General features: G+C 65.8%; 19 protein-coding genes, 1 tRNA gene and 1 pseudogene. 10 read left to right on the top strand and 11 right to left on the bottom strand.

Features of this window, described 5'->3' with window-relative positions; genetic code table 11:
- Positions 1 to 409 (top strand): annotated as a pseudogene (locus YU9_RS48970) (IS481 family transposase); the annotation flags it as partial.
- Positions 410 to 672: 263 nt separating this feature from the next.
- Here the strand turns inward: YU9_RS48970 and YU9_RS0112905 are convergent.
- From YU9_RS0112905 to mnmA, 4 genes are all read right to left on the bottom strand, one after another.
- Positions 673 to 749 (bottom strand) — tRNA-Met (locus YU9_RS0112905).
- 264 nt (positions 750 to 1013) lie between these two features.
- Positions 1014 to 1370, bottom strand: coding sequence for a hypothetical protein (locus YU9_RS0112900; protein WP_027573216.1), 357 nt, complete (start codon positions 1368 to 1370; stop codon positions 1014 to 1016).
- Between the two features lie 46 nt (positions 1371 to 1416).
- Complete coding sequence (locus YU9_RS0112895; RefSeq protein ID WP_027573215.1) at positions 1417 to 2055, bottom strand: class I SAM-dependent methyltransferase; 639 nt, start codon at positions 2053 to 2055, stop codon at positions 1417 to 1419.
- A gap of 243 nt (positions 2056 to 2298) precedes the next feature.
- On the bottom strand, positions 2299 to 3480 hold the full coding sequence (gene mnmA, locus YU9_RS0112890; protein ID WP_027573214.1) for a tRNA 2-thiouridine(34) synthase MnmA: 1182 nt from the start codon (positions 3478 to 3480) through the stop codon (positions 2299 to 2301).
- 353 nt (positions 3481 to 3833) lie between these two features.
- On the opposite strand from mnmA, the gene YU9_RS0112885 reads away from it, so the two are divergent.
- From YU9_RS0112885 to YU9_RS0112845, 9 genes are all read left to right on the top strand, one after another.
- A complete protein-coding gene (locus YU9_RS0112885; protein WP_027573213.1) occupies positions 3834 to 5447 on the top strand; it encodes a flagellar hook-length control protein FliK in 1614 nt (537 codons plus the stop codon).
- Positions 5448 to 5460: 13 nt separating this feature from the next.
- Positions 5461 to 6168, top strand: a complete 708-nt coding sequence (locus YU9_RS0112880) for a flagellar hook assembly protein FlgD (protein ID WP_027573212.1) — start codon at positions 5461 to 5463, stop codon at positions 6166 to 6168.
- Positions 6169 to 6542: 374 nt separating this feature from the next.
- The gene (locus YU9_RS0112875; protein WP_002714638.1) at positions 6543 to 6818 is read left to right on the top strand and encodes a DUF1153 domain-containing protein; all 276 of its coding nucleotides are present in this window, start codon (positions 6543 to 6545) and stop codon (positions 6816 to 6818) included.
- Positions 6819 to 7006: 188 nt separating this feature from the next.
- Positions 7007 to 8620, top strand: a complete 1614-nt coding sequence (gene fliF / locus YU9_RS0112870) for a flagellar basal-body MS-ring/collar protein FliF (RefSeq protein ID WP_027573211.1) — start codon at positions 7007 to 7009, stop codon at positions 8618 to 8620.
- 29 nt (positions 8621 to 8649) lie between these two features.
- A complete protein-coding gene (gene fliG, locus YU9_RS0112865) occupies positions 8650 to 9744 on the top strand; it encodes a flagellar motor switch protein FliG (RefSeq protein ID WP_027573210.1) in 1095 nt (364 codons plus the stop codon).
- A complete protein-coding gene (locus YU9_RS0112860) occupies positions 9744 to 10367 on the top strand; it encodes a FliH/SctL family protein (protein WP_027573209.1) in 624 nt (207 codons plus the stop codon). The genes fliG and YU9_RS0112860 overlap by 1 nt, the downstream gene beginning before the upstream one ends.
- Before the next feature lie 3 nt (positions 10368 to 10370).
- Positions 10371 to 10718: a flagellar motor switch protein FliN gene (fliN, locus tag YU9_RS0112855; RefSeq protein WP_027573208.1), complete on the top strand. Its 348-nt coding sequence runs from the start codon at positions 10371 to 10373 to the stop codon at positions 10716 to 10718.
- A gap of 56 nt (positions 10719 to 10774) precedes the next feature.
- Positions 10775 to 12160 (top strand): sigma-54-dependent Fis family transcriptional regulator, encoded by a 1386-nt coding sequence (locus YU9_RS0112850; protein WP_027573207.1) that lies wholly within the window; start codon positions 10775 to 10777, stop codon positions 12158 to 12160.
- A gap of 230 nt (positions 12161 to 12390) precedes the next feature.
- Positions 12391 to 13539 (top strand): M20 family metallopeptidase, encoded by a 1149-nt coding sequence (locus YU9_RS0112845; RefSeq protein ID WP_027573206.1) that lies wholly within the window; start codon positions 12391 to 12393, stop codon positions 13537 to 13539.
- A 98-nt stretch (positions 13540 to 13637) separates the two neighbouring features.
- Here the strand turns inward: YU9_RS0112845 and YU9_RS48965 are convergent, their stop codons facing one another.
- The 7 genes from YU9_RS48965 to YU9_RS0112810 all read right to left on the bottom strand — a co-directional run bounded on the left by YU9_RS48965 (position 13638) and on the right by YU9_RS0112810 (position 18430).
- Positions 13638 to 13793, bottom strand: coding sequence for a hypothetical protein (locus tag YU9_RS48965; RefSeq protein ID WP_027573205.1), 156 nt, complete (start codon positions 13791 to 13793; stop codon positions 13638 to 13640).
- Positions 13794 to 13890: 97 nt separating this feature from the next.
- Positions 13891 to 14472, bottom strand: a complete 582-nt coding sequence (locus tag YU9_RS0112835; protein WP_027573204.1) for a flavin reductase family protein — start codon at positions 14470 to 14472, stop codon at positions 13891 to 13893.
- Positions 14473 to 14505: 33 nt separating this feature from the next.
- Positions 14506 to 15381: an ATP-binding cassette domain-containing protein gene (locus YU9_RS0112830; RefSeq protein ID WP_245266366.1), complete on the bottom strand. Its 876-nt coding sequence runs from the start codon at positions 15379 to 15381 to the stop codon at positions 14506 to 14508.
- On the bottom strand, positions 15378 to 16184 hold the full coding sequence (gene ssuC / locus YU9_RS0112825) for an aliphatic sulfonate ABC transporter permease SsuC (protein ID WP_027573202.1): 807 nt from the start codon (positions 16182 to 16184) through the stop codon (positions 15378 to 15380). The genes YU9_RS0112830 and ssuC overlap by 4 nt, the downstream gene beginning before the upstream one ends.
- Entirely contained in the window at positions 16181 to 17344 is a 1164-nt protein-coding gene (gene ssuD, locus YU9_RS0112820) for an FMNH2-dependent alkanesulfonate monooxygenase (protein WP_027573201.1), read from the bottom strand. Before ssuD ends, ssuC begins: the two co-directional genes overlap by 4 nt.
- Before the next feature lie 10 nt (positions 17345 to 17354).
- Positions 17355 to 17477, bottom strand: a complete 123-nt coding sequence (locus YU9_RS50765) for a hypothetical protein (RefSeq protein ID WP_256375884.1) — start codon at positions 17475 to 17477, stop codon at positions 17355 to 17357.
- A 2-nt stretch (positions 17478 to 17479) separates the two neighbouring features.
- The gene (locus YU9_RS0112810) at positions 17480 to 18430 is read right to left on the bottom strand and encodes a sulfonate ABC transporter substrate-binding protein (protein ID WP_027573200.1); all 951 of its coding nucleotides are present in this window, start codon (positions 18428 to 18430) and stop codon (positions 17480 to 17482) included.
- Positions 18431 to 18590: the final 160 nt, after the last annotated feature.

The raw sequence follows: 18590 nt of genomic DNA, 5'->3' as shown, positions 1-18590 counted from the left end.
GGGGTTCAACAGCCTCCAGCAGCAGGATCGCTTTGATAGCTTCCGGCACGAGTTCAATGAGGAACGCCCTCACGAAGCTCTCGATATGAAGCGTCCCGCAGACCTCTACACAGCTTCAGCACGCCGCTACGATGGCCTGCCCGAACTGACCTATCCCTTCCACGATCGAGACGTCGTCATCACATCCTGTGGGCGCCTTTGCCTGCACCGCAAGAAAATCAATATCTCCGTCGTGCTGGCCGGCCAAAAGCTCGGCATCAAGGAGGTCGACGACGGCATTTGGCTCGTCAGCTTCATGCACTACGATCTGGGCTACTTCGACCTGGAGCAAAAGACCTTGCAGCCCCTCGACAACCCATTCGGCCCAAAGCCCGTCACCGATGTCTCCGGTACGACATCCTCGCTTTGACCGAGAGGCAGGTCTTGCTCATTCTTGGAATGGCAGCCCTTGGCTCGGCCGCGCTGAGCGGTCACCCCCCGAAGCCCGCAGGGGCGCGCCTTTGGCGCGCGGGGTTGACGGCGAACGCGCGTGCCGAGCAACAATGCGGCTGTGCCATGAATGCTTGGAGTGAGTGACCCTGCAACCCTCGACAACCCGTTCGGCACGAGGTTGTCACCCATGTCTTAGGTACGACCTGTTACCTATGTGTCCGGGCTGGACAAGGGGATCGTTGGTAGCGGGGGAGGGACTCGAACCCCCGACCCCAGGATTATGATTCCCGTGCTCTAACCAGCTGAGCTACCCCGCCACAGGGATCGCGGCGGCGACCAGGGCCGATCTCGCGAACGCGCGGCATATAAAGAAGGGGGCGGCGGGAAGTCAATCCGCCTTCGCTAAAAGCTGCCGCCTTCGCCAAGGCTTCGGCGGGACAAGTCGGCGGGAAAACGACCATTTCTGGCCGGATCAGTAGGATTTTGGGCACCAGCCTCGCGGAGACTTCCCCTCACCCGGAATCCGTGCTTTGCGCGGATTTCGGCCTCTCCCCGGCGGGGCGAGGCGAAGGAAGAAGCGCCTATTTCGGCCTCACATTCGGATCGCCGCCGGGGCTGCCGGGGGGCGGGATGACAGGGGTTTTACCGCCGGTGTCGGGGGCTGGGGCGTGCATCTCGGGGTCGATGCCGGCGGGCGGGCAGAGCACGCCTTCGGATTTGGCCAGCTTGTCGCCGAGCGGTTCCCGGGACTGGCCGGTGGTGGTGCCGTCGGCCTGACGGTTCGGGCGGTCCTGCGGCGTGCAATTGGCCGCATGTTGCGGGGATGGCGGCGCGGTCTGTTGCGGCGGCGTCGCCGGGGCGGGCGGGGCCTGCGCGATCGCAGCGCCTGAAGCGGCGATCAGGAGGCCAGCCAGAATGATGTTTGGTGTCGTGCGCATGAGAGGAAAACGCGCGGGGCGTGCGGCGCGTTCCGCTCCCAGAACATTACGATTTGCGGTAGCGGATCAGCGAGAAGTGGCCCATCGGCGGCATCGGGCGGCGCTCGGTGAGGGTGATGCCGCCGTGCTTGGCGGCCCAGCCCTCGAGGCGGGCCCACGGGAATTCGGGGCGCCAGCCGAGGCGGCGGGCGACGGGGGCGAAGGCGAGCTCGAACAGCTTTCGGGGACCGCGCTCGGCGCCGATGTGGTTGACGAGGATCAGCTCGCCGCCCGATTTGAGCACGCGCACGAACTCGTCGAGCGTGCCTTCGGGATCGGGCACGGCGGTGATGACATATTGCGCGACCACCGCGTCGAAGGCGTTGTCGGGGAAAGCGAGGTTCTTCGCATCCATCACCGAGAGCACCTCGACATTGGAGAGACGCAGCGCGCGCACGCGCGCCTGCGCCTTGCGCAGCATCGGCTCGGAGATGTCGACGCCGCAGATTTTCGTTGTGCGCGCGTACTCCGAGAGGGACAGCCCGGTGCCGACGCCGACGTCGAGGATGCGGCCGCCGATGCGGTCGGCCTCCGCGATGGTCGACTGCCGGCCGGCGTCGAACACCTTGCCGAACACGAGATCATAGACCGGCGCCCAGCGGCCATAGGCCTTCTCGACCCCGGCCCGCGAGATGTCTGCTGCCATGCCCCCTGCCCTGCCTGATACTCTTACTTACACCGGACGATCATTGGTGAGATCGAAGTCAGCCCCGAACTCGGTCTAGCGCCTCTCCCGCGTGCGGGAGAGGTCGGCGCGCAGCGCCGGGTGAGGGTTCTTTCCTCTCGCGATATATCGCGTGTGGAGAGAGCCCTCTCCCTAACCCTCTCCCGCAAGCGGGAGAGGGAGTGCACCTCTTTCGCGGTAGCAGTTGGGCTCAATCTCGGCAAGTTAGCCGCGCACGGCTTCCGCGAGCGGGCGCGATGTGGCCGCGCCAATCTTCGCCGCAGCGCTCTGAATGAAACCGCCGCCGAGCACGCGGGCCTGGCCGCCGGGTGCGTCATAGAACACGCAGGCCTGGCCGGGCGAGACGCCTTCCTCGCCGGCGACGAGCTCGACCTCGTAATGGCCATTGCTGCCGCGCAGCCAGGCCGGCTGCGGCGAGCGGGTCGAGCGCACGCGCACGAACATCTCGAGGCCGCCGCCGATGGCGCGGTCGATGTCGCCGCCGCCGATCCAGTTGACGTCGCGCAAGCTGATGCGGTGCATCTTCAGCGCATCGCGCGGGCCGACGACGACGCGGCGGTTGGCTGCTTCCAGCCGCACCACGAACAGCGGCGAGCCGGAGGCGATGCCGAGGCCGCGGCGCTGGCCGACGGTGAAATTGGCGATGCCGTGATGCTGGCCGAGCACGCGTCCGTCGAGATCGACGATGTCGCCCGGGTCCATCGCGTTCGGCCGCAGGCGCGTGATGATGTCGGTGTAGCGGCCCGTCGGCACGAAGCAGATGTCCTGGCTGTCGTGCTTGTCGGCGACCGCGAGCCCAAAGCGGCGCGCGAGCTCGCGCGTTTGCGGCTTGGTCATGTCGCCGAGCGGAAAGCGCAGGAAGTCGAGCTGTTCCTGCGTGGTCGCGAACAGGAAATAGCTCTGATCGCGGTCGCTATCTGCCGCGCAGACCAGCGCGCGCGAGCCGTCGCCCTGACGGCGCGAGGCGACGTAATGGCCGGTGGCGAGCGCCTGGGCGCCGAGCTCGCGCGCGGTCTTGAGGAGGTCGCGGAATTTTACGCTGCGGTTGCACTCGATGCAGGGCACCGGCGTCTCGCCGAGCGCGTAGCTATCGGCGAAGTTGTCGATGACGGACTCGCGGAAGCGGTCCTCGTAATCGAGCACGTAATGAGGAATGCCGAGCTTGGCGGCGACGTCGCGGGCGTCGTGGATGTCCTGGCCGGCGCAGCAGGCGCCCTTGCGGTGGGTGGCCGCGCCATGGTCGTAGAGCTGCAGCGTGATGCCGACGACGTCATAGCCTTCAGCCTTGAGCAGCGCAGCCGTCGTCGAGGAATCGACGCCGCCCGACATGGCGACGACGACCCTGGTGTCCTCGGGACGGCCTTCGAGATCCAGACTGTTGAGCATCGGCCCTAGAAGCGTTGTGACGGCGGCGTAGCGCGATCCGCGATTGCTGTGCCTTCTCGCGGGGACATCGGCAATCCCCCGGAACTTTAGTTCCCGAAGAGCACGACTGCCCAAGTCGAAAGCGGCTGAGAGTAACCTCTTTAATATAGGCGGCATTCCGGTGAAGCAATCACGCGGGCGGCCGGCTTAGGGCAATTCTTGCCGGGGCGGCAGAAATGGCGGGGTCGCGCCGGGCTGCCCGGCAGCAACTTCAAACAGCTAACACGCTGTTTTTGTTATATAAATCAATTTAGAGGGACGCTGGCCCGCTCCTTGCTCCCCCCTTGTCCGAAGTTGCTTCCAAGGGGTTGCCTGTGGTTGGTCGTACGTCAGATGTCGTGGCAAGCGTGCAAGTCCCGAGCGCGCAGCCAAAGCCTGCGCGGCCGCAAGGGCCAAAGGACGCGCCCGCGACCGACTCCTTCGGCACGCTGGTCGACAGCAACACCCAGGCGATCAGCAACAATGCGCAGGCGCAGGACACCGCGCCACGCCGGAGCGATTCCGCAGCGTCCGACCGCGGCCCGCGCGACACCTCGTCCACGGACCAGCCTGCGCAGAGCAAGGCGAGCGACGATACCGACACATCTGCGCCGGCGAAGAATGACAAGAGCGAGGCGACCAGCGATCCGGCCCAGGACGCGGGCAAGGACGCCGGCAAGATCAAGGACAAGTCCGAGACGTCAGACGCGAAATCGGCGGAGAAATCCGACGAGACCAAGGGCGACAAGAGCGACGGCCCCGATGCCCTGACCGCCGCCGCCGATGCGGCTGCCGCCGTGCCGACGGATGCGACGCAGATCGCCGTGCCCGATCCCAGCGTCGTCGTTGCCGCGCCGGTCGTCCCAGTCGATCCGAATGCGGCTGCGAGCCAGGCCGGCGATGCCGCCGCCTCGCCGCTGACGATCGCCGCGGCAGGTCTTGCCGCCAGTGCCTCCACTGCAGCGCAGATCGCCGGCACCAAGACCGATACCGCCGGCGACAAGAGCGCCAAGGTCGCCGGCGCCGAGGTCGATGCCCACACCACGGCAACGCTCGGCGAGACCGCGACCGGCACGAGCGAGGCCAGCACGAGCGATGCGAAAGCCAATGGCGGACTGATCGCCGTCGCCAGTCAGAGCACGCCAAAAACCTCGTTCAAGGACGCCGTCACGGCGCAGGCCCAGACCGACGTCTCGAATATCGGCCAGGACACCGGCAAGCCGAATGCCGCCACGGCGCAGGCTCCGGCACCGGCCATCGCCAACGCCGCGCATGCGCAAGGCCTCAAGCCGCAGGCAGATGGCGGAGCGACCGACGTGAAGGCAGGTCCCGCCGACCGCACCGCCGAACCGACACAAGGCGCGCCGGCCGCGCCCGCGCATGCGGGCACGCAAGCTGCCGTCGCCCCAACGGACACCAGCGCGCAGGCCGCTTCCGCCGTGCAGGCGCCGCTGACCAGTACCACCTCGGCTGCCACGGCATCGATCGCGACGCTCACCGCGACCGCGGCAACCCACACGACTGTTCCGATCAGCGGCGTGCCGATCGAGATCGCAGCCGCCATTCGCGCCGGCAAGTCGCGGTTCGACATCAGCCTCGACCCGGCCGAGCTCGGCCGCATCGACGTGCGCATCAATGTCGACCGCAACGGCCAGGTCACCTCGCATCTCACCGTTGAGAAGCCGGAGACGCTGCAAATGCTGCGTCAGGACGCGCCGCAATTGCAGCGCGCGCTCGACGATGCCGGCTTCAAGACCGGCAGCAACGGGCTGTCCTTCAGCCTGCGCGACCAGAATTCATCGGGCCAGCAGTCCGGCCAGAACAACGACAATGGCGGCAATGCCCGCCGGCTGATCATCAGCGAGGACGACAGCGTTCCCGCAGCGCCCGTGGGGCGCGGCTATGGCCGCATGCTCGGATCGAGCAGCGGTGTCGACATCAGAGTGTGAGGAGTATTCGGCAATGACCACCACGAATGCCGCCACCGCCCCGACGCCCGTCTCCGCGACGACCGACATCCCGAAATCCTCGTCGAACTCGTCGATGAGCTCGACCACGGGGTCGACGCTCGCCGGCAACTTCCAGACCTTCCTGACGCTGTTGACGACACAGCTGCAGAACCAGAACCCGCTCGATCCGCTCGACACCAACCAGTTCACCCAGCAGCTGGTGCAGTTCGCCGGCGTCGAGCAGCAGCTCAAGACCAACGATTCGCTGGCTCAGCTCGTCACCCTGCAGCAGACCACGCAGGCGACCCAGGCGCTGGGCTTCGTCGGCAAGACCGCCCTGGTCGACGGCTCGACCGCGACGATGAAGAACTCGTCGGCGACCTGGCATCTCAACGTGCCAACCGACTCGACCGTCGACATCACCGTCTCCAATGCCAGCGGCCAGACCGTGTTCACCGGCAAATATACCGCCGCCGCCGGCACCGACATCCCCTTCACCTGGAACGGCATGGGCAATGACGGCACGCAATGGCCCGACGGTAAGTACACGATCTCGGCCACGGGCAAGGACGTCGCCAACAACAATGTCGGCATCGCCGCGCAGGTGCAGGGCGTGGTGTCGTCGGTCGACCTGACCCAGTCGCCGCCGCTGCTCACCATCGACGGCGCCAGCTACACGCTGAGCCAGGTCAAGAGCATTATCGCGACAAGCAGCAATTGAGGAACGTCCGCGTCGATGTCATCCCGGCGAAGGCCGGGATCCATAACCACAGGAAGTCGTTTGGCGTGAGGGAGTAACCCCGAGTCTTCGCAAGAACTGCTTCCTGGGGTTATGGGTCCCGGGTTCGCGCTACGCGCGCCCCAGGACGACACTTGGGGCCTCCGCGACACCGCGCACAGGCCGCCTTTGTTAGTAAAGTATTTACCTTCTGCCCCGCTCAGCCGGCCGAGATCACGTCTCCCGCCCGCCGAGCCGGCCGCGTTCCCGCAAGTTTCAACGAGAATTGTATTGAAGCCTTAGGCTTAGCGGATTTTTAAGCCGCGAGGGTTACGGTTACGGCGTGAGTTCAGTGGTTGAGAGTTTGTGAGTACGCCATGACAGAACCCCATCGCCCGAGGGTAAAATACGTCATCGGGCCGGACGGCAGTCCGTTGACGATCGCGGATCTGCCTGCACCCGGCACCAAACGCTGGGTCATCCGCCGCAAGGCCGAAGTCGTCGCCGCTGTCCGTGGTGGACTTCTCTCCCTTGAGGAGGCCTGCAGCCGTTATACCCTGACGGTCGACGAATTCCTCTCCTGGCAGTTTTCCATCGACCAGCACGGTCTGGCGGGTCTTCGCACCACCCGCATCCAGCAATATCGCCAGTAGGCGATCCGGAAATCTGTGGCTTTCGACGAAAATCGGTCTCGTCCTGCGAGGCCGATTTTTTTCATGTTTCGTTTTGGCGCGACTTTTGTCCGACCTCTTAACCTTCGTTAACCATATCGAAACCATCCCCTAGGCAATAATTGCCCAGTCGACCGCTCGGTTGCGGGTCGAAGCTTCGGGGCGGTTGCTTGCAAGGTCTTGCGGACTTCTTAAAAAGTATCGGTGCCGCCCGGTTCGGGGCGATGATCGCGGTCACCGCCGCGCTCATCGGCTTCTTCGCCTTCGTCATCATGCGCGTCACCACGCCGCAGATGACGACGCTGTTCACCGACCTCAGCGTCGAGGATTCCTCAGGCATCATCAAGGACCTGGAGCGCCAAGGCATCCAGTTCGAGATCCGCAATGAGGGCTCCATCATCATGGTGCCCAAGGACAAGGTCACCCGCCTGCGGATGAAGCTCGCCGAGGGCGGCCTGCCCAAGGGCGGCGGCGTCGGCTACGAGGTGTTCGACAAGTCGGACGCACTCGGCACCACCTCCTTCGTCCAGAACATCAACCACCTGCGCGCCCTGGAAGGCGAGCTCGCCCGCACGATCCGCGCCATCGACCGCATCCAGGCCGCCCGCGTCCATCTGGTGCTGCCCGAGCGCCCGCTGTTTGCGCGCGAGGCGCCGGAGCCGTCGGCCTCGATCGTGGTGCGCGTCCGCGGCTCGCTGGAAGCCCAGCAGATCCGCGCCATCCGCCATCTCGTCGCCTCCGCCGTCAACGGACTGAAGCCGCAGCGGGTCTCGATCGTCGACGAAGCCGGCCAGCTGCTTGCCGACGGCGCGGCGACCGATCCGGAGCAGGCCGTTGGCGACGAGCGCCGCATCGCCTTCGAAAAGCGGATGCGCAAGCAGGTCGAGGACATCGTGTCCTCCGTGGTCGGCTCGGGCCGTGCCCGCGTCCAGCTCTCCGCCGATTTCGACTTCAACAAGGTCACCCAGACCTCGGACAAGTTCGACCCCGAAGGCCGCGTGCTGCGTTCGAGCCAGACCCGCGAAGAGCAGAGCATGACCGCCGACAATAACGGCCAGGTCACGGTCAACAACGAGCTGCCCGGCAACCAGCAGAACAACGGCGTCGCGGCCAAGGACCAGAGCAAGAAGACCGAGGAGACCAACAATTACGAGATCTCCCGCACCACCAAGACCGAGGTAACCGAGGCCGGCCGGGTCAACCGCATCTCGGTCGCGGTGCTGGTCGACGGTATCTACACCAAGAACGACAAGGGCGAGCTGGCCTACCAGGACCGCACCAAGGAGCAGCTCGACCGCATCGCCACGCTGGTGCGCTCGGCGATCGGCTTCGACCAGAAGCGCGGCGACCAGGTCGAGGTCGTCAACCTCCGCTTCGCCGACGCCCCCTCCACCGCCCCGATTGGTGAACCCTCAGGCTTCCTCGGCATGCTGCAGTTCACCAAGGACGACGTCATGTACTTCGTCGAGCTCGGCGTGATGATGCTGCTCGGGCTCGTCGTGCTGTTCCTGGTGATCCGCCCGCTGGTCAAGCGCATCCTCGCCTCCGACGACGTCGCCGCCGCCATCTCCGGCGTGCTGACGGGGCCCACAGCTTCGGAAGAGGCAACACCCGCCACCGGCCAGCAGCTACTGCCGAGCGGCGCCGCCAGCGCCATCGACGTCGCCACCATCCAGGGCCAGGTCCACGCCCAGTCCGTCCATCGCGTCGGCGAGCTCGCCGAGCGCAACCCCAACGAAACCGTCGCCATCATTCGCCAGTGGCTCACCGAGCCAGCCAAGTAACTGCCAAGTGAATCAAGAAGTGATCTGACATGGCCGCCAATTTGCAAAACGCCAACTCGAACGACATCACCAGCGTGATCTCCACGCTCGGCCAGCGCGCCGGTAACCGCGCGGGCGGCGCCAAGACCGAAGGGCTGGCCGGACCGAAGCGCGCCGCGATCCTGATGCTGGCGCTCGGCGAGCAATATGGCGGCAAGATCTGGTCGCTGCTCGACGACGACGAGGTGCGCCAGCTCTCGCTGGAGATGTCGACACTCGGCACCGTCGAGGTCGACACCGTCGAGGACATGCTGCTCGAATTCGTCTCGCGCATGTCGGCGTCGGGTGCGCTGATGGGCAATTTCGACGCCACCGAGCGCCTGCTGCAGCAATACCTGCCGCCGGAGCGCGTCAACGGCATCATGGACGAGATCCGCGGACCCGCGGGGCGCAACATGTGGGAGAAGCTCTCCAACGTGCAGGAAGAGGTGCTCGCCAACTACCTCAAGAACGAATACCCACAGACCATCGCGGTGGTGCTGTCCAAGCTGAAGTCGGAGCACGCCGCCCGCGTGCTCGGCATCCTGCCCGAGGAGCTCGCGCTCGATGTCGTCAACCGCATGCTGAAGATGGAGGCGGTGCAGAAGGAGGTGATCGAGAGCGTGGAGAAGACGCTGCGCACCGAATTCATGTCCAACCTGTCGCAGACCCGCCGCCGCGACGCCCACGAAGTGATGGCGGAAATTTTCAACAATTTCGACCGCCAGACCGAAACCCGCTTCATCACCTCGCTGGAAGAGGACAACCGCGAATCGGCCGAGCGCATCAAGGCGCTGATGTTCACCTTCGACGACCTCGTGAAGCTGGATTCAGGCTCGGCCCAGACCCTGATGCGCAACGTCGACAAGGACAAGCTCGGCGTCGCGCTCAAGAGCGCCAACGAGGACGTCCGCAACTTCTTCTTCGGCAACATGTCCTCGCGCGCGGCCAAGATGCTCCAGGACGACATGGCGGCGATGGGCCCGGTGCGCCTGCGCGACGTCGACGAGGCCCAGGCGCTGCTGGTCAACCTCGCCAAGGACCTCGCCGCCAAGGGCGAGATCATGCTGACCAAGAACCGCGCCGACGACGAGCTGGTGTACTGATGGCCGCTCCGGCAAAATTCCTGTTCGATACCGACTTCGCGGCGCCCGAGCGGACGACGCGCGAGAAGGCCGCGACCGCAGCCGAGATCGCCCAGAAGGTCGCGGAAGCCGAGGCGCGCGCCTATCAGGACGGCTTTGCCGCCGGCCAGCGCGAGGCCAAGGCCGAGAGCGACCGCCGCGTCGCGCTCGCCATGGAAGAGATCAACATTGCAATCCGGGGCGTCGCTTCCGGCATCGGCAACATCGAGACCAAGATGGAGACCGAGGCGGTCGAGGTCGCAGTCGCGGTGGCGCGCAAGCTGTGCGCCGATCTCGTCGCGGCCGAGCCGCTCGGCGAGGTCATCGCGCTGGTCAAGGACTGCTTCTCGCATCTGGTCGCGACGCCGCATCTCGTCGTCCGCATCAACGATGCGCTCTACGACGCCGCACGCGAGAAAATCGAGCGGCTCGCCAAGCAGAGCGGCTTCGAGGGCCGGCTGGTGATCCTGGCCGAGCCGGAAATTGCCACCGGCGACTGCCGGATCGAATGGGCCGATGGCGGCGTCGTGCTGGAGCGCGGCGCCATCGCGGCCAAGATCGATGACATGGTCGGACGCTATATCGCGTCCCGCAAGGGGAGCTAAACCATGAGCGACACCGACGGACAGGTCCCGCTACCCGATCTCAACGGTCCGATGCCGCCGACCGCGGATGTCGGCTACAACGAGGACGAATATGCGGCGCGCGCCGCCGCCGACCTCGAGGCGGTGTTCGACGTGCCGGTGCAGGTCTCGGCCGTGCTCGGCCGCTCCAAGATGGACGTCGGCGAGCTCCTCAAGCTCGGGCCCGGCACCGTGCTCGAGCTCGACCGGCGCGTCGGCGAGGCCATCGACATCTACGTCAACAACAAGCTGGTCGCCCGCGGCGAGGTCGTTCTGGTCGAGGACAAGCTCGGCGTGACCATGACGGAAATCATCAAGGCCGAACGCGGCTAGTACAAGACACAAGGGAATGACGCGCGGCAGCGCGAGCAGACGGACAGGAGACTGACATGCGGCTTCTCATCGTTGGCACATTGAAGGGCCAGCTCACCACCGCCACCAAGATCGCGATGGAGAACGGCGCCACCGTGACCCACGCCGAAGATCACGAGCAGGCGATGCGCGTCCTGCGTGGCGGCAAGGGCGCCGACCTCTTGCTCGTCGACGTCGCCCTCGACATCCGCGACCTCGTGCTGCGGCTGGAAGCCGAGCACATTCACGCTCCGATCGTCGCCTGCGGCATCACCAACGACGCCCGCGCAGCGGTTGCGGCGATTCACGCCGGCGCCAAGGAATACATCCCGCTGCCGCCGGATCCGGAGCTGATCGCCGCGGTGCTGGCCGCCGTGGCCAACGACTCCCGCGAGCTGGTCTATCGCGACGACGCCATGGCCAGGGTGATCAAGCTCGCCCAGCAGATCGCCGGCTCCGACGCCTCGGTGATGATCACCGGCGAGTCCGGCACCGGCAAGGAAGTGCTGGCCCGCTACGTCCACACCCGCTCGGCCCGCGCCAAGCGTCCGTTCATCTCGGTCAACTGCGCCGCGATCCCCGAGCATCTCCTGGAGTCAGAGCTGTTCGGCCATGAGAAGGGCGCCTTCACCGGCGCGGTCGCGCGCCGCATCGGCAAGTTCGAGGAAGCAACCGGCGGCACGCTGCTGCTCGACGAAATCTCGGAGATGGACGTCCGCCTGCAATCGAAACTGTTGCGCGCCATCCAGGAGCGTGTGATCGACCGCGTCGGCGGCACCAAGCCTGTCGCCGTCGACATCCGCATCATCGCGACCTCGAACCGCAACCTGGCCGAGGCCGTGCGCGAAGGCACGTTCCGCGAGGACCTGCTGTTCCGCCTCAACGTCGTGAATTTGAAGATCCCGCCGCTGCGCGAGCGCCCCGCCGATATCCTCGAGCTCGCCCAGCATTTCGTGAAGAAATACGCCGAGGCCAACGGCGTGCCGCTGCGCCCGATTTCGGCGGAAGCCCGCCGCGTGCTCTCCGCCAACCGCTGGCAGGGCAACGTCCGCGAGCTCGAAAACACCATGCACCGCGCCGTGCTGATGGCGCAAGGCGACGAGATCGGCCCGGACGCGATCATCACCCCCGACGGCGATCGTCTCGACCTCGCCAAGACGCCGCCGGCCGTGGCGCATGCGACCATGGCCGCCGAGCAGGTGACGCGCGCGCTGGTGGGGCGCACCGTCGCCGATGTCGAGCGCGACCTGATCCTGGAGACGCTGAAGCACTGCCTCGGCAACCGCACCCATGCCGCCAACATCCTCGGCATCTCGATCCGCACGCTGCGCAACAAGCTCAACGAATATGCCGACGGCGGCATCCCGATCCCGCCTGCGGGCACGCCCGGCGAATATCCGCGGATGCCGATGATGGGGGCGTGAGGCGGCGCCAGCGCGATTTGAGAATGCAGATGCCCGGGCTGGTCCCGGGCATTTTGTTTTCGCGGCGAGACAAACACCGGCGCCACACCTTCGGTGTCGTCCCCGCCTAGTGCGCAATTGCGCACGGGGCGCGGGGACGACATCGGTGGACATGGCCGCACCGCGTTCTTCGACTAGGTCGCAGCGGCACGAGGCCCTATAACCCGCACGAGAACCATACGAGGGCAAACATGTCTGAAGCTCAAATCACGGATTGGCTGGCGTCGCAAAAGCAAGCGATGATCGACCTGCTCCGCGACGTCGTGAACATCGATTCCGGCTCCTACGACAAGGAAGGCGTCGATGCGGTCGGTGCGCGGTTCGAGCGGCATTTTGCCGAGCACGGCATTCCGTTTCGGCGTGAGGCCAACGCCACCTTCGGCGACGCGATCCATGCCGAGGTAGCAAAGCCCGGCAGCAACGAGAAGCCGGTGCTGTTGATGGGGCATCGCGACACCGTGTTCGGCAAGGGCGAGGCCGGACGGCGTCCGTTCACAATCCGGGACGGCCGCGCCTATGGACCGGGTGTCGCCGACATGAAGTCCGGTCTCGTCATGAACGTGTTCGTCGCAACAGCCTTCCACAAATTCGGCGGCGCACCGCATCCGATCAAGGTGCTGATCACCTCAGACGAGGAGATCGGCTCGCCCTCCTCCCGGCCCGTGATCGAACGCGAGGGACGCGCCGCGCGCGCGGTGTTCAATTCCGAGCCGGGCCGTCCCACAGGCAATGTCGTGACCGGGCGCAAGGGCGGCATCTTCATGCACATGACCATCACCGGCAAGGCCGCGCATTCCGGCGCGAACTTCGCCGCCGGTGTCAGCGCCATCGGCGAGCTCGCGCACAAGGTCGTGCAGATCCACGCGCTGACCAATCTGGACAAGGGCATCACGCTCAATGTCGGCCTCGTCTCGGGCGGACAGTCCGTCAACACCACGGCGCCTTACGCCGAGGGCCAGATCGACCTGCGCTACCTCGATCCGGCAGATCGGGCGACCGTGATGGCCGCGATCGAAAAGATCGTCGCGACCTCGTACGTGCCGGGCACGAGCGCGACGCTGACCATCAAGGGCGAGTTCGTGCCGGTGGTGCAGAGCGCGGAGTCGAAGGCGCTGTTCGAAAATTATCAGGCAGCCGCAAGACAGGTCGGCCTCACCACGCTGCAGGGCGAGTTCTCCGGCGGCTGCGCCGATTCCGGCTTCACTGCCGCGGTCGGCACCCCGACCATCTGCGGCCTCGGCCCGGTCGGCGGTCTCGCGCACACGCCGGAGGAATATCTGGAGATCGACAGCATCGTGCCGCGCGCACAGGCGCTGGCGCTGGCGATTTTGCGGGGCTGACATCGACTGTCATTCCGGGGCGATGCGAAGCATCGAACCCGGAATCTCGAGATTCCGGGTTCCCCCTTACGCGCGCCCCGGAATGACGTCACAAGCTCTCACGAATAACTCGGCGCGTCGGGCTTGCGGAAGATGTGGATGGGATCGCCCGGCACGATCGGCTGTCCCGAGAACATCGCGTAGGCGTACAGCGCAAGATAGGCGATCGCGAGCGCGCCGATGGCGTAGAAGACCCAGGTCGCGACGCGCTTCATCGATCCGCTCCATTGCCGTCCCGATACGGAAGGCTCTGGGCGCTTCTAGAGCGATGATGATGAAAAGGCCAGCCTCTGCGCCGACAGCCCGCGGCGATCAAATGCCGCGCCGGCCGCGCGCGGGAAGGCTGACATCGGCGAGCTTCGCGGCGTCCTCGTCCTGGTCGACTGCCACGTACTGGCCGTGCCAGTAGGCAAGCGCCGCATTGCGCGTCGAGTTTCTGACGTCCCTGACGCGGCCGATGACGATGCCGTGCGAATGCCGCTCGACGATCTCCTCGACCTCGCAATCGAAGGCCGAGAGCGCGTCAAACAGGAGCGGAACACCCGAGATCGCCGTCACCCATTTGGCGCCCGCGAAGCGGTCGGCGCCCTTCAGTCCGCCCTTGCCGGCAAAGCGCTCGGCGATGTCGAGCTGATCGGCATTGAGGATGTTCACGCCAAAGGCGCCGTGGCGGCGGATCAGCGGAAAGGACGAGGCGTCGCGATTGATGCTGACCAGCAGCGTCGGCGGCTCGACCGACAGTGAGGTGACCGAGGTCACCGTCATGCCGGTGATGTCCTTGCCCCGCCCGGCGGTGATGACGCTGACGCCGCCGGTGAGATGGCGCATGGCGCCGCGGAAATCGGCGGACGAGACAGGGATTTCGGTCATGAGATCGCGGGGCACTACATTCATGGCGTTGCTCCCCGAAAGTGGGGTTCCCTGTATTTAGGTACGATCGTCCGCCGACAACAGGTGGCTCAGGATCGAGCCTTCGAGCCCGGCAAGCTCGGCCGAGCCGCGCTGGCGCGGCCTGCCGGCGTTAACCACGAGGTCATGGGCAATACGGCCCTCCTCGATCACCAGCACCCGGTCCGCCAGGGCAACCGCCTCGGCGACATCATGGGTCACCAGGATCGCGGTAAAGCCTTGGTCGCGCCAGACCCGCTCCAGCAGGCGCTGCATCGAGATGCGGGTCAGCGCGTCCAGCGCGCCGAGCGGCTCGTCGAAGGCGAGCACGCGCGGGCGGGAGACCAGCGCGCGGCCGAGCGCGACGCGCTGCTTCTGGCCGCCCGACAGCACCGACGGCCACTGGTCGCGCTTGTCGGCGAGGCCGACCTCGGTCAGCGCCTTTTCGGCGCGGGCATGTGCATACTTCGATGCACGGTCGCGGCCGAGACCGACCTCGACATTGGCGAGCACGCGGGCCCAGGGCAGCAGCCGCGGCTCCTGGAACATCACGCGGATGTCCTCGGGCTGGATGTCTCTTGGCTGAAAGTCCTGGCCGAAGCTGATGCTGCCGGCATCGATCTTCTCCAACCCGGCGATCAGGCGCAGCAGCGTGCTCTTGCCGCAGCCGCTCTTGCCGACGATCGCGACGAACTGGCCGGCGGGGATATGCAAATCGATGCCGCGCAGCACTTCGTTGTCGCCGAAGGATTTGCGCAAGCCCCGGATGCTGAGCGGCAGGCCCGTGATCTGTGCCGGCCGCTCCTCGCGCACCACGCGTGCGTGTGGCGCGAAATTGGCGCGGCTGGCGAGCTCGGTCTCGGGAAGGGACGTACGAAGCGCTGTCTGCGTGTGATTCCCAGTATTTCTGATCAACGTTTCTGGAAGGCGGGGTGCCAGGAGAGCGTCAGACGCTCCAGCACGCGGGAAGCACTGTCGGCAAGCTTGCCGAGCAGGGCGTAGATCAGGATCGAGAGCACGACGACGTCGATCAGCATGAACTCGCGCGCCTGCATCGCCATGTAGCCGAGGCCCGAAGAGGCCGCGATGGTCTCGGCGACGATCAGCGTCAGCCACATGATGCCGAGCGCGAAGCGGATGCCGACGAAGATCGAGGGCAGCGCGCCCGGGAAGATGACGCGACGGAACAGTTCGCCGTCGGTCATGCCGTAGATGCGGCCCATCTCGATCAGCTGCGGATCGACGGTGCGGATGCCGTGCAGCGTGTTGAGATAGATCGGGAAGAACACGCCCAGCGCCACCAGGAACAGCTTTGCGCTCTCGTCGATGCCGAACCACAAGATCACCAGCGGGATCAGCGCCAGATGCGGGACGTTGCGCACCATCTGCAGCGTGGTGTCGGTGAGCTTTGCGGAGAGCTGCGACAGGCCGTTGGCGAGGCCGAAGGCGAAGCCGATGCTGCCGCCGATCAAAAAGCCGATCGAGGCGCGCCAGAACGAGACCCAGATGTTGCGGACGAGCTCGCCGGAGAGCAGCAGCTTCCAGCCCGCCAGCGCGACGTCGCTCGGAGCCGGCAGCACGCGCGTCGGCACGAAGCCGGTGACGCAGGCGATTTGCCAGATCGCGATGATGGCGAGCGGCACGATCCATGGGACCAGGCCGTCGACCCGCGGCAGGCGAATGTTGCGCGGAAGCGAGATGCTGTCGATGAGGCTCATGATCGCGACACCCGGTGCTGCGGACGGAAATCGCTGCCGACCGTTTCGCCGAAGGGACCGCCGTTGAAATGTAGCCTGGTCACGTTGCTTGGCTGCTCCAGCGCGAGCAGCGGGAACACCAGCTCGGCGAAGCGATAGGCTTCCTCCAGATGCGGGTAGCCCGACATGATGAAGGTATCGATGCCGAGATCCTGGTACTCCTTGATGCGGGCCGCCACCGTTTGGGCGTCGCCGACCAGCGCCGTGCCGGCGCCGCCACGCACCAGGCCGACACCGGCCCACAGGTTCGGGGCGATCTCGAGCTTGTCGCGCTTGCCGCCATGCAGCTGCGCCATGCGCTGCTGGCCGACGGAGTCCATGCGGGCAAAGTTCTTCTGCGCCAGCGCAATGGTGTCGTCGCTCACATGCTTGATCAATTCGTTCGCGGCGCGCCAGGCCTCTTCATTGGTCTCGCGGACAATCACGTGGAGACGGATGCCGAAGGAGAGTTTTCGGCCTCGCGCGGCGGCGACCTCCCTCACCTTCGCGATCTTCTCGGCAACCAAAGCCGGCGGCTCGCCCCAGGTGAGATATTTGTCGACGGTGTCGACGGCGACGTCGATGCCGGCATCGGACGAGCCGCCGAAATAGAGCGGCGGGCGCGGCGACTGCACCGGAGGGAACAGAAGCTTGCCGCCCTCGACATGAATGTGCTTGCCCTCGACGTTCACCGTCTTGCCGGCGAGCAGGTCGCCATAGACGCCCAGAAACTCGCGGGTGACTTCGTAGCGCTCGTCATGGCCGAGGAAGATGCCGTCGCCCTTGTTCTCGACGGGATCGCCGCCGGTGACGACGTTGACGAGCAGCCGGCCGCCTGTGACGCGGTCGAGCGTCGCGGTCATGCGCGCCGCAACGCTCGGCGATTGCAGGCCGGGGCGGACGGCGACGAGATAGCGCAGCCGCTCTGTGAACGGCGCGACCGAGGAGGCGACGATCCAGGAATCCTCGCAGGACCGCCCGGTCGGCAGCAGCACGCCGAAATAGCCGAGCTGATCGGCGGCTTGCGCGATCTGGCGCAGATAGTTGAAATTGACCTCGCGGCCGCCGATGCCGGTGCCGAGATAGCGGCCGTCGCCGTGGGTCGGCAGGAACCAGAGGATGTTGGCGTTGGCTTGGCTCATGGATGTGCCCCTAGCCGTAGGTCGTGCCGACGGCGGCCGCGACGATGCCGATCGACATGACGATGGCTGCGATCACGCGTTGAACGATACGCTTCATGTTCAAACCTTTTTGGATGGGAAGATCGGTCGGCACGATCAGGCTGCCGGGTTGCGCCAGACGATGTCGCGGATCACGATCGGCTTCGGGATCAGGCCGAGCCTGTAGAAGCGATCGGCGACGCCCTGCTGGGTCGCGACGATATCGTCGGTGACGGGACCGACCACAAAGTTCGCGCGATTGGCGGCGACGGTCTGGATGTCCAGGGGGACGCCGGTGATCGCGGCGAGCGATCTGGCAACTTCGTCGCGGTGCTGTTCGGCCCATTTGCCGGCCGCGGTGGTGACCTCGACGATCTGCTGCAGGATGGCGCCATGGTTTTTCGCGAAGTCGCGATTGGCTATGTAGAAGGAATTGGTCTTGGTGACCTCACGCGCATTGATCAGGATGCGGCCGTTCTGCCTGGTTTCGCCGATCGCGAAATAGGGATCCCAGATGGCCCAGGCCTCGATGCTGCCATTGGCAAAGGCGGGACCGGCGTCCGGCGGCGTCAGATAGACCGGCGTGATGTCGGCATAGATGAGGCCGGCCTTCTCCAGCGTCTGCACCACGATGTTGTGGGCGCTGGAGCCCTTGGTGAATCCGATGCGCTTGCCCTTCAGGCCGGCGATGTCGCGGATCGGCGAATCCTTCGGCACCAGGATGCCCTGGCCGTTGGTGATGGGCTGGCCGGCGGCATAGACGATCGCCGCTCCGGCCGCCTGGGCGAACACCGGCGGGGAATCGCCGACCGCGCCGAAATCGACGCTGCCGACGTTCATCGCCTCCATCATCGGGGGGCCGGAGGAGAACTCGATCCATTTCACCTCGATGCCTTGTGGCGTGAAATGTTTTTCCAGGGCGGCCTGCTGCCGCGTGATGACCAGCACGCCGGTCTTCTGGTAGCCGATGCGAATTTCCTTCACTGCGCCTTGCGCGATTGCGGGTGACGCGAAGGCAGCGGCGGCTGCTGTTCCGATCGACAGTTTCAGAAAGTCCCGACGCTGCATTCCACACTCCCGGCCGCGCGTGGCCGTCATTCATCTGCGTTCGAGAATGATGGTGCGCCTTATCGGAGGTGTCGAGACGTGCGGGAAAATAGCGATGCGAGCACTCCGCGTGTGGCGCAGTGCATGATTAATCTTTCAAGCGGTCGCGACGATGCAGACA

Source organism: Bradyrhizobium sp. WSM1743 (assembly GCF_000473065.1).
Taxonomy (GTDB): domain Bacteria; phylum Pseudomonadota; class Alphaproteobacteria; order Rhizobiales; family Xanthobacteraceae; genus Bradyrhizobium.
The sequence above is the reverse complement of the archived record's forward strand: the minus strand, read 5'-3'. Positions and strand labels throughout refer to the sequence as shown.

What these genes read in the sequence shown, in the direction of transcription:
- YU9_RS0112900 (WP_027573216.1), bottom strand. Translation starts at nt 1,370, where the DNA reads ATGCGCACGACACCAAACATCATTCTGGCTGGCCTCCTGATCGCCGCT.
- YU9_RS0112895 (WP_027573215.1), bottom strand. Translation starts at nt 2,055, where the DNA reads ATGGCAGCAGACATCTCGCGGGCCGGGGTCGAGAAGGCCTATGGCCGC.
- mnmA (WP_027573214.1), bottom strand. Translation starts at nt 3,480, where the DNA reads ATGCTCAACAGTCTGGATCTCGAAGGCCGTCCCGAGGACACCAGGGTC.
- YU9_RS0112880 (WP_027573212.1), top strand. Translation starts at nt 5,461, where the DNA reads ATGACCACCACGAATGCCGCCACCGCCCCGACGCCCGTCTCCGCGACG.
- YU9_RS0112875 (WP_002714638.1), top strand. Translation starts at nt 6,543, where the DNA reads ATGACAGAACCCCATCGCCCGAGGGTAAAATACGTCATCGGGCCGGAC.
- fliG (WP_027573210.1), top strand. Translation starts at nt 8,650, where the DNA reads ATGGCCGCCAATTTGCAAAACGCCAACTCGAACGACATCACCAGCGTG.
- YU9_RS0112860 (WP_027573209.1), top strand. Translation starts at nt 9,744, where the DNA reads ATGGCCGCTCCGGCAAAATTCCTGTTCGATACCGACTTCGCGGCGCCC.
- fliN (WP_027573208.1), top strand. Translation starts at nt 10,371, where the DNA reads ATGAGCGACACCGACGGACAGGTCCCGCTACCCGATCTCAACGGTCCG.
- YU9_RS0112850 (WP_027573207.1), top strand. Translation starts at nt 10,775, where the DNA reads ATGCGGCTTCTCATCGTTGGCACATTGAAGGGCCAGCTCACCACCGCC.
- YU9_RS0112845 (WP_027573206.1), top strand. Translation starts at nt 12,391, where the DNA reads ATGTCTGAAGCTCAAATCACGGATTGGCTGGCGTCGCAAAAGCAAGCG.
- YU9_RS48965 (WP_027573205.1), bottom strand. Translation starts at nt 13,793, where the DNA reads ATGAAGCGCGTCGCGACCTGGGTCTTCTACGCCATCGGCGCGCTCGCG.
- YU9_RS0112835 (WP_027573204.1), bottom strand. Translation starts at nt 14,472, where the DNA reads ATGAATGTAGTGCCCCGCGATCTCATGACCGAAATCCCTGTCTCGTCC.
- ssuC (WP_027573202.1), bottom strand. Translation starts at nt 16,184, where the DNA reads ATGAGCCTCATCGACAGCATCTCGCTTCCGCGCAACATTCGCCTGCCG.
- ssuD (WP_027573201.1), bottom strand. Translation starts at nt 17,344, where the DNA reads ATGAGCCAAGCCAACGCCAACATCCTCTGGTTCCTGCCGACCCACGGC.
- YU9_RS0112810 (WP_027573200.1), bottom strand. Translation starts at nt 18,430, where the DNA reads ATGCAGCGTCGGGACTTTCTGAAACTGTCGATCGGAACAGCAGCCGCC.